Source organism: Streptomyces sp. TSRI0281 (genome assembly GCF_001905125.1).
In the GTDB taxonomy this organism is placed as follows: domain Bacteria; phylum Actinomycetota; class Actinomycetes; order Streptomycetales; family Streptomycetaceae; genus Streptomyces.
Genome location: NZ_LWLE01000012.1, coordinates 698,212 through 710,327, shown reverse-complemented (window position 1 = coordinate 710,327; position 12,116 = coordinate 698,212). Strand labels below are relative to the sequence as shown.

Genomic DNA, 12,116 nt, shown 5'->3' with positions numbered 1-12,116 from the left:
GGCCACACACCACCCGAAACTGCCCACCCATCAGGCCAAAGACCGTTGCAGTACTAGGGCCCGTATGTGGTTGCGATCTTGGCCGCCGCGGATCGCGGTCGCCATCGCCGAGATAGGGGAATTGGCAGGTCGGTAGTGGTGGCGAGTACTGAGTGAGCGTCAAGAGCGGCAGGGAGAGCCGGCGCTGGCGCCTGTTCGGCTTGAATACGGCTACTCGAACGGCTTGTTCTACGCCTATACACGGTCTTATCTCGAACTTACTCTCAAATCGCCCTTAGTGCTCTCGCTGCCTGGCGGCCCCTAGAGGATCAGGGTGCGAAAGGGGGTGGGGCAACACCTTGACGACACCCGCGTGGCAACGCGGGGCGCGTAAGAGGCCGAGGAGGGGAAGGGCGCGATTGCCACGTCACATTTGACATGCCCGCACCATTAGATCTTTCTGACCGAATAGCACCAATCGAAGCATGATCTCTCGCTGTTGCCGCGCATCCTGCGCATTCCACGTGAAGCCAACCGACGAAGAAGGTCGTGAGTCGCAATGTTCAAGAGAACCTCCTCGAAGGCCCGACGCCTGGGGTCGGCCGCCATGGGAATCGGCGTCATGGCCCTTGGTGTGGTGGTCTCGCCGCTGGCCACCGGTTCGGCGTATGCGGCGCCGTCCTGCGGCGTTGATGGTGTGCTCTGCGGAAACATCATGTCCGGCTATACCGGTTCCACTATGACCGATGTCGCTGCGACCGGTGGAGCCGGCAGTGCCGTGAAACTGACCAATAACTATGGTTCCCCAAACCACTGGATGTTCGTTCCCAGTCCCAGCGGGAACGGAGCCTTCACGATTCGGGTCGCATCGAGTGGACTGTGCCTCGACACCACCAATAATTCCGATAGCGCTATTGTACAGATCTGTAGTGGTCAGAGTTCCCAGGATTGGTACGCTCAGCCGCTGCAGACAACGAATACCGGATACGAACAATTCCGCTTTCGGCGTGCCAGCGACAACAAGTGTCTGAATGCTTGGGGCGGCGGTACGTCGGCGGGTACCACCGTGGGTCTCTGGAACTGCCAGGGTTCGAGTGCCTGGAACGACCGCTTCGCGATCGGCAAATACGGTTCCGGCCAGGAGCATGCGCCGGAACTCGTCCAGCAGCTGAAATCCTGGGCCACGATGTATGCGTTGAACCAGTTCAACAACAAGTCCTCGGTCATCCCGACGGCTACATTCCAGGTGGGGACTCCGGCTCCGGCGAAGTCCGGCCCCGCCCAGGTGGTGGGCCCCCCGGCTTTCGCGGGCGCCAGCGGCTCGGTATACCAGTACGGCTGGTCGCACAGCACGGGGTACACCTTCAGCAACGGCGGATCGGTCACGGTCACCGGAACGGTCGGAACCGGGCCCCTGAGTACGTCGCCCGTGGCGGCATCGATCTCTGTGGCCATTCAGGGGTACTGGGGAAGCCAGTGGAACACCACTACGACGCAGTCTGGTCAAGTTCAATTCGACATCCCGCCCGGTCAGGTGGGCTGGGTGGCCCGAGCTCAGCTGCTCAAGGCGATGACCGGTACCTGGAGCATCATTAACGACAAGGGGGACAGCTGGCAGGGGACGGGAACGGCTACCGTTCCGGCGGCTGACGGCACCGACTCTCCGAGCAACGCCAGCGTGCTCTACCAGTGCACGACCAACCCGTCCGCGGCCACGTGGGCCGAAGCCTGCTACAAGACGGTTCCCAACGGCTATCCGTACCCGGCGACGCGCCCGTCGGTGTAGTCCGTTCTGGTGCTGTAAGTCAGGTCTCCTGGCACGGCCGGTGTGACCTGCCAAGCGGGCGCGGCTCTGTCGAGCTCCAGCTCTCCATGCTGAAGCTTCGTCGCGGGAGTCGCGCCTTGGCGCTGTCAGAGGGCATGTGGTGACGGTTCTATGAACCCGATACTGCGGCCAGGGCATGTAGCGGGTCGTGATCGTTGGGTGGGCCGGGTGAGGTCTTTGATCCAGATCATCGACGCGCGCAGGTGGAGTCCGGCGAGGTAGCTGTCCGGGGTTTTGTCGTATCGGGTGGCGGGGCCGCGCCATGCCTTGAGTTTGTTGATCAGGCGCTCGACGGTGTTGCGTTCCTTGTAGAGGTCGGCGTCGTGACTGACGGGCCGGCCGCCTTGGGAGCCCCTCTTCTTTCGGTTCGCGCTCTGGTCCTTCTTCTCCGGGATGACTGCTTTGATGCGGCGTATTCGCAGGTGGGCGCGATTACCGCGCGAGGAGTAGGCATTGTCTCCGGCGACCGCGTCCGGCCGGGTGCGGGGGCGGCCGACGGGCCCGCGCACGCGCACCTTCGTTGTCTGACCTGTGAGTTTCGCTGGGCGGCCGGAGTGTAGGGGCACCTCTCCGGAGCTGCGCCCCTGCCCTCCACGTCGATGGGAGAATCGGGTCATGACGACTGAGGCCGGTGATTTCGAGCTGACGATGGAAGAGCTGCGCATCGTCGTGCGCTACGTGGTGGAAAGCGCTGAGGATGTCCTTCCGGCGTTTGAGGAGGCTGTTCCCGATGATCCTCGGCCTCGCGCAGCCGTTGATGCTGCCTGGGAGTTCGCGAACGGCGCGCGGAGGACCAAGTTGCAGCGCGTCACCGCGTTGGACGCACACCGGGCTGCGAAGGAAGCACCCACCGAGACTGCACGCCTTGCTGCGCGTGCTGCTGGCGACGCCGCAGCTGCCGCATACCTGCATCCCATCGCGAAGGCTACCCAGGTAGGTCACATCCTGCGCGGGGCTGCATGTGCAGCGCGCGTGGCCAAGTTGAGTGCAGGCGGCGATCCCGCTGTCGGAGACGAGCTGATCGAGCAGGCCCGGCGACGCGCTACGCCGGTCCTGGTCGATGTTCTTGTCCGGTATCCGCTCGCTCCAACGGGCAGGAGTCGCGTTGCCCACCTCATGAGCACCTTGGACGCTCTCCTGCGCACATCGCGCTGAGAAAACCCCTCTTGGGACGTCACCGAACTCTTGATCACCCGCAATTGCTCGGACAGGGCTCGGATCGGCCGACGGTACTCGCGAATCCGCGGATCCTGCACATCTATTCACTCCTGCGGCCCTTCCCTCTGAATCTTGTGGAGCTCTGCGGCATCTTGGCGGTAGAAGGCTCAAGCGCCGGTCAGCTTTTGACACTGCCCGGGAGAGATCGCGGCCGCCCCATTGGGACAGCGACAGGTAGGTGTCGAAGCCTTCCGGGAGCTGTTCAATGACGGTATCGACTCCGGACGCCGCGGCGACGGCGTGGACACGGTCGTCGTCTCCCACTTGGCCGACGGTGATGTTGTCGCGGGCGAAGGTCTGTCAGCGGCTGATGCCCTGCGGGACGACCGCGAGGACGAGCAGCGGTGCCAAGGCGGGGTGGAGAGTGACGAGGATGCCCGCCGGCGCTCCCGAGCATTGCGCGGCCCTGCGCATTGTCATCAGATCGCGGCGAAGAGCAGTTCCGGCACCCACCGAGCGCGCCGGGCCGAAGAGTCGGTCGACCTCATTACGCAGGCCCCGCGCCACCTGTGCAGGTGCAACAGAGCTGCCCGTGGCGCGTTGAGGTCGGTCGTGTCGTGGTGCCACTGAGTCGAATTTGTGCGGGCATGTGGCGAACCGGCCCATCTACGTAACCACCGCCATCCCCGTGAACAGCTACCGCAAAATCTTCGGACCGTGGGGCGATGACGGCGGCGAGGGCGCCACGTACTGGCAGACCGTCCTGACCGAAATCCGCAACCGGGCGCGAAAGACGTGCTGATGCCGGTCAGCGACCGATCAGGTCAGTTCATCACGCTGGAGAACCAGCGTCTCTCCAAGGCAGCCGACCGAAGCGATGGCGGGACTCGCATCGATCGCCGCTGATCGATGCGGCCTGATGCGGCCTGATGCGGCACGGTATCCCGCTTGCAGAAGGTGATCTCGATGGCCATCCTCGAAGGCGGCGATGCGCCGGCCCATCCCGCCCCACGCTCCCGATCACCAGATCGACCGCTGAGCGAGCATCGTCAACAACCACGGGAGCAGCGTGCCGCCTTTCGTCTATCAGATCACCAAGTACGACCCTGCCCACCGCGACGGGCACGGCAGCTACATCGGTGCTGAGGACTCGATCAGCGACCACGGAACGGTCGAGGCCGCCTATCTGCAAGCGATTGCCGCCTTCGCCGAGGACACCCGCATCGACCGCCTGGCCATTCGTGAGCCGGGGATCTCCGGCTTCGCCCACTTCGGCCTGGAGCCGGCTGTCGACGGCCACGGGCTTGCCGGGCTCTTCCCACCCGACCTCAGCGGGTTCCACGACGGTGCGGAGGTGCCTCTCTCCCACGGCCTGGAGCTGGTCAGAGGCATGCTCCCCGACAACGGTGCCTGGTGTCGTCTGGAGGTGGAGGACAGGTTCGCCGTGCAGGTCGGTGGGGACCAGTACGTCTATGTCAGCAGCGACAAGCCCTGCCGGCGGGCCGTTGCCAGCACCCGGGCTCTCGGTCTCTTCCCGGAGCGGCTGGAGGCCTCGGCGTCGGCCTGGTGAGCGAGCGCGTGTCGCTGTCTCTGAAGGCATTGCAGGAGGACCCGATGGCGCAGTTCCTACAGCAGGTCGGCCAGATCACGAACGGCGTCGTGACCAAACTCGTACCGCTCGGCGCCTTCGTCCGTATCGAAGACAGAGAGGACGGCCTCGAAGGCTTGGTGCACCTCACGGAGCTGGCCGAAGGGCACGTGGACCGGCCCGAGGATTTCGTTGAGGTCGGAGATCGCCTCACCGTGAAGATTCTGGGCATCGACCTTCCACGGCGTCGGATCACCCTCTCCCATCTGCAGGCCTTCGCACCCGGCGAGTGCTGACCAGCACAGTCATCGCTGCCGAGGAATGGGCGGCCGGGCCGGCTCGACTGGCTTCCTGCTGTACTCGCCTCGCTGGACCGGCCCTTCGTCATCGAACGCCCGGATGAGCTCCGCGACCTCGTCGAAGCTCTCGCCGAACGGCTCACGAACTCCGCCCGGCGAAGCCCGCCTCACGTATGACGGACCGGAAGCCCCCGTAACCGGTCAGCGCTGAGACCCTTCAGACCCGGTACGTGGGCTGTTCGGCGCCGTCGAAGCCGTACCGCCGGACGGATTCACGGTCCGCCATCGACAGCGAACGGTCCACGTTCGTCGGCACAGAGCACCGTTGTCCCGTGTACGAACACTGCGCAGCTCAGTCAGCGACCGCTGCGGCGGCCAAGGTATCCGACGCGGGTATCCTGCTACGGGAGTTGCAGGTGACAGGGACCAGCGGACGCAAATTTCACCCGGGGGCAACATGGTGCGCGTGCTTAAGGCTGTAGTCCCGGTGCTCACCCTGATGGCGGTCGCGATGGGGTGTTCCTCGTCCGAGGGGAAGGACGGGCAGCAGCTGACCGTGCAGCGGGAGAACTACTGCACGCAACTGGGGGCGTGGCAGAAGGCGCGGAATGCGGCGGGCACGGACACGCCGGAGTCGTCAGGGTACGACGAGGTCGGGGCCGTCGCTCAGGACGCCTTCCTCGCGATGCGACCGCTCCGGAACGAGGCAGTCGGCGGCGGTCGCACCTTGGCGGAGGCGACGGTGGCAGCGATGAACAACAGTGACTCCGAGGCGGAGGGGCGTGTTGTGCAGTACTGCGGCGATGCCGGCTTCGAGACGCTGACCCGCTAGGGCGCGTATTGAGTCGTGATCAATTGGTTCGTGTGAGGTCCTTGATCCAGATCATGGAGGCACGGAGATGGAGGCCGGCGAGGTAGCTTTCGGGTGTCTTGTCGTAGCGGGTGGCGATGCCCCGCCAGGCTTTCAGTCTGTTGATCAGGCGTTCGACGGTGTTCCTCTCTTTGTAGAGGTCGGTGTCGTGGCTGACGGGCCGGCCGCCCCGGCTGCCTTTCCTCTTCCGGTTGGCAGCCTGGTCCTTCTTCTCCGGGATGACGGCCTTGATCTGGCGTTTGCGCAGGTAGGAACGGTTGCCGCGGGAGGAGTACGCCTTGTCCCCGGCGACCGCGTCCGGCCGGGTCCGGGGGCGGCCGGCCGGGCCACGGACCCGGATCTTCTTGAGCACGGGGATGAACTGGGGGCTGTCGGCGGCCTGTCCCGCGGTCAGGACGATCGCGAGCGGGCGGCACTTGCGGTCGGCTGCGAGGTGGACCTTGCTGGTCTGCCCGCCCCGCGAGCGCCCGAGCAGGGCGGCCTTCAGCCGGAGTTTGTGTCGGCGTCGGTTACGTCGCCGCTCTTCGTGGGCGGGACCACGGTCGGCGGATCGCCCGGCTTGTCCTTCCGCCCCGCCCCCTTTTGCCGGGCCTTCTCCTCCTCGGCGGCGGCTCTTTCCAGGGCGGTCAGGACGCTCTCGTCCAGGTGCATCCCGGCGGCACCGTGGTGGGCCCGGGCGGTGGTGGAGTCCACGCTGACCAGGGACACGTCTGCCTCGCCCCGCCTCGCGGCTTCGGCGATCAGACCCTCCAGCAGGGCCTCGAAGACCCCGCCGTCACGCCACTGCCGGAAGCGGTTGTGGACGGTCGGCCAGGGACCGAACTCAGCCGGCATCTCCCGCCACTGCCCGCCTGTCCTGAACTTCCAGATCACGCCCTCGAACTGCTGCCGCAGCCGCTCGGGATACGGGCCGTACCCGCCGACCGGCAGGTACGGCCCGATGAACTCCCACTCCACGTCCGCCAGTTGCACTTGCGTCATACAAGAAGGTCTACCGGTCCAAGCGTCGCCACGACAGCGAATCCCGCAGATTGATCACAACTCAATACGCGCCCTAGCGGCGTCGTGCACCAGCATCGCCTCAACGTCACCTCACGCCTACGCTGCAGCAGCTCCAACAGAATGCGTGAACGGAAAGAGGGACTCGAAGTCGTACTCGTCCGTCGATGACCGGGAAATCAGTTGGACCGAGGCAACGAAGTACGACAAGGCGCGCACGTGGGCACAGTCCCGCTGGTACACCTCGAACTACCGTCTGAACAAGGTGAAAGTCACACCAGATGACGCCCTGACCAGCAACGACCTGCACTGGAAGGACAAGAAGAAGGCCGATGGTGCACTCGCAACATGGGAACGCCACGGCAATATGGGTGCGACGGACTACATTTATCTCAACAAGCATTACCTGGACGGCCGTGGAGACTGGGCCTCCGACTACTGGCGAAAGGCAGCAGCCGCACACGAGTTCGGTCACGCGCTCGGCTTCTGCCACAAAGGCCAGGAAAAGAAGTCACTCATGACTCCGGACATGAGTGAGGTGGCGAGCAATCAGCCAACTGAGCATGACCGCAACGCCTACCACAGACTCTGGGGATAAGATGCGAATCAGTCGGGGAATCGCCGTAATGGCTTCGGCCGCCGCCGTCATGACCGCAACGGGGTACGGCGCGTACCTCAGCCTGGCAGGCGCCGAAAGCCCGGCCAGGGCCGGTCGGTCAGAGTCGCTTCGCGTCCCCGACCTGTCCAGGGACGAGTACGTGGCACACGCCGCTCAACTCCTCTTCCACGGCACGGTCATCAGCAAGAGCGGCCAGCAGCTCACCGATGACAACGGCGACATGGAACAGCAATGGCTCGTCGAGGTCGAACGGTCGTTCAAAGGCGACGTCGGCGGAAGAATCGAAGTCAACACCAATTCCTTCCTGGAGTCCGGCAAGGAGCTCCCGGACCCAGGAGTTCCGGCAATGAGGGTAGGCGGCCAGTACGTCTTCGCGGGCGTATGGAACGACACGGACGACCGGCTTGAGGTCTACGGCGGCACGGCGGGCATCCACGCCTCCAGAGGACTGGAAAAGCCTGACCCTGGCCCACGCCTTCGAGGCCCGCAGGTGGGCGACACGGTCGAACAGCGCTGGGCATACGCCGTGGCCCATGCCGGCCCGGCCCCTCACACCTCATCCGATTCCGACACCTGACCTCGCTGTGAGATCCATGCCCGCATCGCCCGTGCGAGTGGACCGGCGACGTCCCTGTCGCAGGGCGCCGTCCTGCTCGCGCCGGCCCATGAGGAGGGCGCCGGGCAGCCCCGTGAGACAGCCCGGGCCGGCTGCCCAGCCGCCCCGGAACAACACCACCGACAGCTCAGCGTCCGCCGGGCCGGAGATGAGCACGCCGACCGAGTCGGGATCACGCACGAGAGTTCTGTCCGTCTCACACCGCTGGGGCCACGGCGCGGTTTCGTCCCGCCAGGTCATCTGCCCGACCTTGAGACCGGCCGCCAGCCATCGCGCCATCCGCTCAGCGACTACTGCGGCTGCCTGATCAAGGTCGATGACGTACTCCATGAGCGGATCGTGCCCCACTCCGACGCGCCGTTCCACTGAGGTCCCGGGGTGCAGGCGTCGGAGCGCGGCGCGTTCCTGTTCCATGGCGCGGCACTCGTGCCCCAGGGGCACCGCGGGGAGGCAGGCCACCGAGGCCGGGCAGCCGGCCCCCACTCCCCCGTCGGCGGACTGGGGCCACCACGTCACCACGACGAACCCGGGACGTACAGGACGACCCGTCCATGGTATGGACCTATTGACGCATTGGTCCAGACCTTCTACGTTGTGGGGCGTCCTGAGCAAAGGCGGTACCCGGCCTCCAGACCGGCTCCGCCTCGCACATCAGCCTGCCATCGTCCGGTCACCCGCAGGCGCACGCGCACGGTTCGTCTCACCCCTGTACCACCCCACCACCGCAGGGAGAACCATGTTCCACAGGCGCAGACCACTTTCCGGAAAGAGAGCATTTCCCGGTACGAGGGCAGCGGCACATCCGCCCGGATCCGGCGGCGCGCGACGGCTGCGGCAACGGGTCGCGCTCCTCGGCACCGCCCTGCTGCTGCCGCTCGCCGGGCTCACCGCCCTCGCGGCACCCGCCCACGCGGCCGGTACCCTGACCGCGTCCTTCACCACGCAGGACAACGGCTCCTGGTGGAAAGGGACGTACATCGTCCGCAACACCGGAACGGCCGCGGTGAACGGCTGGACCCTGGAGTTCAACCTGCCGGCCGGGGTGGCCCTGTCCGGCAACTACAACGGCGAGGTGACCGTCTCCGGCCGCCACGTGACCGTCAAGAACGCCTTCTACAACGCCAACGTCCCGGCAGGCAGCACCACCGAACCGTATAGCTACTGGTTCACGGCGAACGGCACCCCCGGCACCCCGACCGGCTGCACGATCAACGGCGACAAGTGCGACGGCAGCCCCGACGTCCCGCCGACCGCCCCCGGAGCGCCGAAGGCCACCGCGGTCACCGCGCGCACGGTCGCGCTGAGCTGGGTCGCCGCCCGCGACGGCGACCACCCCGTGGCCGGCTACGAGGTGCTCAGCGGCTCGGAGACCGTCGCCACAGCGACCGGCACCTCCGCGACCGTCACCGGCCTGACGCCGGCAACGGACCACACCTTCACCGTCCGGGCGAAGGACATCCGCGGCAACGTCGGGCCGGCCAGTGACCCGCTGTCGGTCAGGACGGTGGACCCGGCGACCGACCCGACGCCGCCGACAGCTCCGGGCTCCCTCCGCTCCACCGGCAGGACCGCATCCACCGTCGGCCTGGCGTGGGGCAGGTCCACCGACAACGTCGCCGTGGCCGCCTACGACGTCTACCGCGGCGGCACGCTGGTCACGTCCGTCGGCGCGGACACCCTGACCGCCACCGTGGAGGGGCTCTCCCCGGCCACTCCGTACACCTTCACCGTCAAGGCCCGGGACACCGCCGACAATCCGTCGCCCGGCTCCAACGCCCTGACCGTCACCACCGACGACGTGGCCGGCGCGGGCAAACAGCTCAAGGTCGGCTACTACGCTCAGTGGGGCATCTACGGACGCCAGTACTTCGTGAAGAACCTCGACACCTCCGGTGCCGCGGCCAAGCTGGACGTCATCAACTACTCGTTCGAGAACATCGACCCGAAGAACCTCACCTGCCAGGCGGGGGTGACCAAGGGCGTCTCCGGCAACCCGCAGGACCCGGACGAGGGCACCGGCGCCGGTGACGCGGACGCCGACTACGCCCGTCCCATGTCCGCCGCCCAGTCCGTGGACGGCGTCGCGGACGACGGCTGGGGCAAACTGCGCGGCAACTTCAACCAGTTGAAGAAGCTGAAGGCGAAATACCCCAAGCTGAAGGTCGTCGTGTCCCTCGGCGGGTGGACGTACTCGAAGTTCTTCTCGGACGCCGCCGCCACGCAGCAGTCCCGGGAGAAGTTCGTCAAGTCCTGCATCGACGTGTGGATCAAGGGTGACCTGCCCGTCTACAACGGCGCGGGCGGGCCGGGCACCGGGACCGGCATCTTCGACGGCATCGACATCGACTGGGAGTGGCCGGGCTCCGAGGGCCACCCGGGCAACCACTACGGCCCGCAGGACAAGGGCAACCTGACTGCTCTGCTCGCGGAGTTCCGTAAGCAGCTCGACGCGCTCGGCGGCGAGCACAAGCTGCTCACCGCGTTCACCCCGGCCGACCCGGCGAAGATCGGGGCCGGCTGGGACCTCAGCCGCATCTTCGAGTCCCTCGACTACGCCAACGTGCAGGGCTACGACTTCCATGGCGCGGGCAGCGACAACTCCTGGGAGCCGAACCGCGCCGGTCACGCGTCCAACCTCTACACGGACGGCCAGGACCCGTACGCGTTCCACTTCAGCGTCGAGAACGCCATCAACGCCTACCTCGGCGCCGGGGTCAACCCCCGCAAGCTGACCGTGGGCTTCCCCTTCTACGGGCGCGGCTGGCAGGGCGTCGCGGACGGTGGCGTCAACGGTGAGTGGCAGAGCGCGAGCGGTGCCGCACCCGGCCAGTTCGACACCGAGGCCGGCGTCAGGGGCTACAACAACCTGATCACCAGCTTCCCGAACATGACCGTCCGCCACGACGAGCAGTCGGTGTCGACGTACGGCTACACCGGACCCAACGGCCAGTGGTGGTCCTTCGACGACGCCTGGTCGATCGCCAAGAAGACCGCCTGGGTCAAGTCCAAGGGGCTGCTGGGCGGCTTCGTCTGGGAGATGTCCGGCGACACCCCGAACGGACAGCTGATGACCGCGTTGGACAACGGGCTGAAGTAGTGGAGTGACGCGACACGGCCCGGGTTCCGCCGGGCCGTGCACCGGGCCCGGGCGCGGTCGGCGGACCCCGCCCGGGTCGTCCCCCGCTTACGGCCCACCGCCCCAGCTGTTCACCACGTGTCCTGCCGGGCGTTGGGCCGTTAGGAGGAACGGGCGTGATCGGCGTCCCCGGCGAAAGGATGCTTGATGCTCACGAAGCGCGTTGGCCACCGTCTGGTGGTGCTGTCGGCCACGGCCGCCGCATGCACCGGCGCCATGACTGCCCCGGCCGTGGCGAGCGAGAACATTCTCGCAGCCGGCAATGGCGCATACGGCAACACGATGATCAACACGCACAAGGAAGTCACGGCGGCCGGCGAGACAGCTCACGGCAGCGGGGTGGTCGGCAGTCTCGTCCAACTCCCGGTGAACCGACCCGAGAACGGCGGTGGCGGTGGCAGTCTCCTCTTCTCCGACCGTGAGTGGAAGACCGCGGTCACCCCGGTGGTCTGGGAGCGGTGAGCGGCTTGCGGTTGAGGGGGCTCCTGGCCAGGATCTGGACGCCGGTCGCGGTCAAGGAGCGCCGTCGGCAGGGCGTTTCCGCGGCCGGGTTGGCCTCCGGCGCGGTGTCGGGGGCGGTGTGCGGCAGCGAGCCGGTCAACGGCTACCAGGTACTCGAACAAGTGGTGCAGCTGCCGGTCAGCACATGGAGGTATCACTGGGACCCGCCCCACGTTCGGCACCTGGGCCCCATGGCGCAGGACTGGTGGAAAGCCTTCAAAGTGGGTGAGAACGACAGGACGATCTGCTGCACCGACGCCAACGGAGTGGCCCTCGTCGCGATCCAGGCCCTGCACCGGGAACTCACCGAACTCCGGAGCGAAGTCGCAGCCTTACGGGCCCAGGCCCCCCAGCACACCGCCCCCACACCGGCGGAACCTGACCCGACGCCGCGTCCCCGGGCCCCCGGCGTCGGCAGTAGTACCGGGTCGCCGGTTGAGTAGCCGACCGCGATCGGCGAGAACGGGAAATGTCCGTGACCGCTGAACCGGCAACGCCACCTCCCACATCCCCGGCAGTCGTGAG

The 12,116-nt window shown here is 66.6% G+C and carries 11 protein-coding genes and 4 pseudogenes; 12 read left to right on the top strand and 3 right to left on the bottom strand.

The window, feature by feature from the left end; all coding sequences use genetic code 11:
* Window positions 1-538 precede the first annotated feature (538 nt).
* Window positions 539-1,765: an RICIN domain-containing protein gene (locus A6A29_RS20680; protein WP_079182897.1), complete on the top strand. Its 1,227-nt coding sequence runs from the start codon at window positions 539-541 to the stop codon at window positions 1,763-1,765.
* Between the two features lie 194 nt (window positions 1,766-1,959).
* Here the strand turns inward: A6A29_RS20680 and A6A29_RS20675 are convergent.
* Window positions 1,960-2,322: pseudogene (locus A6A29_RS20675) on the bottom strand (transposase); the annotation flags it as partial.
* Between the two features lie 97 nt (window positions 2,323-2,419).
* Here A6A29_RS20675 and A6A29_RS20670 point away from each other — a divergent pair.
* The 6 genes and pseudogenes from A6A29_RS20670 (at window position 2,420) to A6A29_RS20655 (ending at window position 5,681) form a co-directional block, all read left to right on the top strand.
* Complete coding sequence (locus A6A29_RS20670) at window positions 2,420-2,959, top strand: putative immunity protein (RefSeq protein ID WP_073721719.1); 540 nt, start codon at window positions 2,420-2,422, stop codon at window positions 2,957-2,959.
* A gap of 652 nt (window positions 2,960-3,611) precedes the next feature.
* Window positions 3,612-3,764, top strand: a complete 153-nt coding sequence (locus A6A29_RS48095) for a hypothetical protein (protein ID WP_385733033.1) — start codon at window positions 3,612-3,614, stop codon at window positions 3,762-3,764.
* Window positions 3,765-4,031: 267 nt separating this feature from the next.
* On the top strand, window positions 4,032-4,532 hold the full coding sequence (locus A6A29_RS44160) for a hypothetical protein (protein ID WP_198953114.1): 501 nt from the start codon (window positions 4,032-4,034) through the stop codon (window positions 4,530-4,532).
* Window positions 4,514-4,825, top strand: a pseudogene (locus A6A29_RS44155) (S1 RNA-binding domain-containing protein); the annotation flags it as partial. The gene A6A29_RS44160 and the pseudogene A6A29_RS44155, both read left to right, overlap by 19 nt.
* 51 nt (window positions 4,826-4,876) lie before the next feature.
* Window positions 4,877-5,026: pseudogene (locus A6A29_RS46740) on the top strand (transcriptional regulator); the annotation flags it as partial.
* Between the two features lie 280 nt (window positions 5,027-5,306).
* Complete coding sequence (locus A6A29_RS20655) at window positions 5,307-5,681, top strand: hypothetical protein (protein ID WP_241838572.1); 375 nt, start codon at window positions 5,307-5,309, stop codon at window positions 5,679-5,681.
* A 19-nt stretch (window positions 5,682-5,700) separates the two neighbouring features.
* Here A6A29_RS20655 and A6A29_RS43200 read toward each other — a convergent pair.
* A pseudogene (locus A6A29_RS43200) lies at window positions 5,701-6,701 on the bottom strand (IS5 family transposase).
* 145 nt (window positions 6,702-6,846) lie between these two features.
* Between A6A29_RS43200 and A6A29_RS20640 the strand changes: the two are divergent.
* Window positions 6,847-7,317: a matrixin family metalloprotease gene (locus A6A29_RS20640; protein ID WP_073721711.1), complete on the top strand. Its 471-nt coding sequence runs from the start codon at window positions 6,847-6,849 to the stop codon at window positions 7,315-7,317.
* Window positions 7,283-7,915, top strand: coding sequence for a hypothetical protein (locus A6A29_RS20635; RefSeq protein WP_143197019.1), 633 nt, complete (start codon window positions 7,283-7,285; stop codon window positions 7,913-7,915). The genes A6A29_RS20640 and A6A29_RS20635 overlap by 35 nt, the downstream gene beginning before the upstream one ends.
* Here the strand turns inward: A6A29_RS20635 and A6A29_RS20630 are convergent.
* The gene (locus tag A6A29_RS20630) at window positions 7,895-8,284 is read right to left on the bottom strand and encodes a hypothetical protein (protein WP_143197018.1); all 390 of its coding nucleotides are present in this window, start codon (window positions 8,282-8,284) and stop codon (window positions 7,895-7,897) included. The two genes, A6A29_RS20635 and A6A29_RS20630, sit on opposite strands and share 21 nt — an antisense overlap.
* Before the next feature lie 406 nt (window positions 8,285-8,690).
* On the opposite strand from A6A29_RS20630, the gene A6A29_RS20625 reads away from it, so the two are divergent.
* From A6A29_RS20625 to A6A29_RS20615, 3 genes are all read left to right on the top strand, one after another.
* Window positions 8,691-11,051, top strand: coding sequence for a glycosyl hydrolase family 18 protein (locus A6A29_RS20625; RefSeq protein ID WP_079182896.1), 2,361 nt, complete (start codon window positions 8,691-8,693; stop codon window positions 11,049-11,051).
* Window positions 11,052-11,237: 186 nt separating this feature from the next.
* Window positions 11,238-11,552 (top strand): hypothetical protein, encoded by a 315-nt coding sequence (locus tag A6A29_RS20620; protein ID WP_073721705.1) that lies wholly within the window; start codon window positions 11,238-11,240, stop codon window positions 11,550-11,552.
* A 5-nt stretch (window positions 11,553-11,557) separates the two neighbouring features.
* A complete protein-coding gene (locus tag A6A29_RS20615) occupies window positions 11,558-12,034 on the top strand; it encodes a tail fiber domain-containing protein (protein WP_143197017.1) in 477 nt (158 codons plus the stop codon).
* Window positions 12,035-12,116 lie beyond the last annotated feature (82 nt).

Coding starts and splice junctions, on each gene's coding strand:
- A6A29_RS20680 (WP_079182897.1), top strand. CDS start 539: ATGTTCAAGAGAACCTCCTCGAAGGCCCGACGCCTGGGGTCGGCCGCC.
- A6A29_RS20670 (WP_073721719.1), top strand. CDS start 2,420: ATGACGACTGAGGCCGGTGATTTCGAGCTGACGATGGAAGAGCTGCGC.
- A6A29_RS20655 (WP_241838572.1), top strand. CDS start 5,307: ATGGTGCGCGTGCTTAAGGCTGTAGTCCCGGTGCTCACCCTGATGGCG.
- A6A29_RS20635 (WP_143197019.1), top strand. CDS start 7,283: ATGACCGCAACGCCTACCACAGACTCTGGGGATAAGATGCGAATCAGT.
- A6A29_RS20630 (WP_143197018.1), bottom strand. CDS start 8,284: ATGGAGTACGTCATCGACCTTGATCAGGCAGCCGCAGTAGTCGCTGAG.
- A6A29_RS20625 (WP_079182896.1), top strand. CDS start 8,691: ATGTTCCACAGGCGCAGACCACTTTCCGGAAAGAGAGCATTTCCCGGT.
- A6A29_RS20620 (WP_073721705.1), top strand. CDS start 11,238: ATGCTCACGAAGCGCGTTGGCCACCGTCTGGTGGTGCTGTCGGCCACG.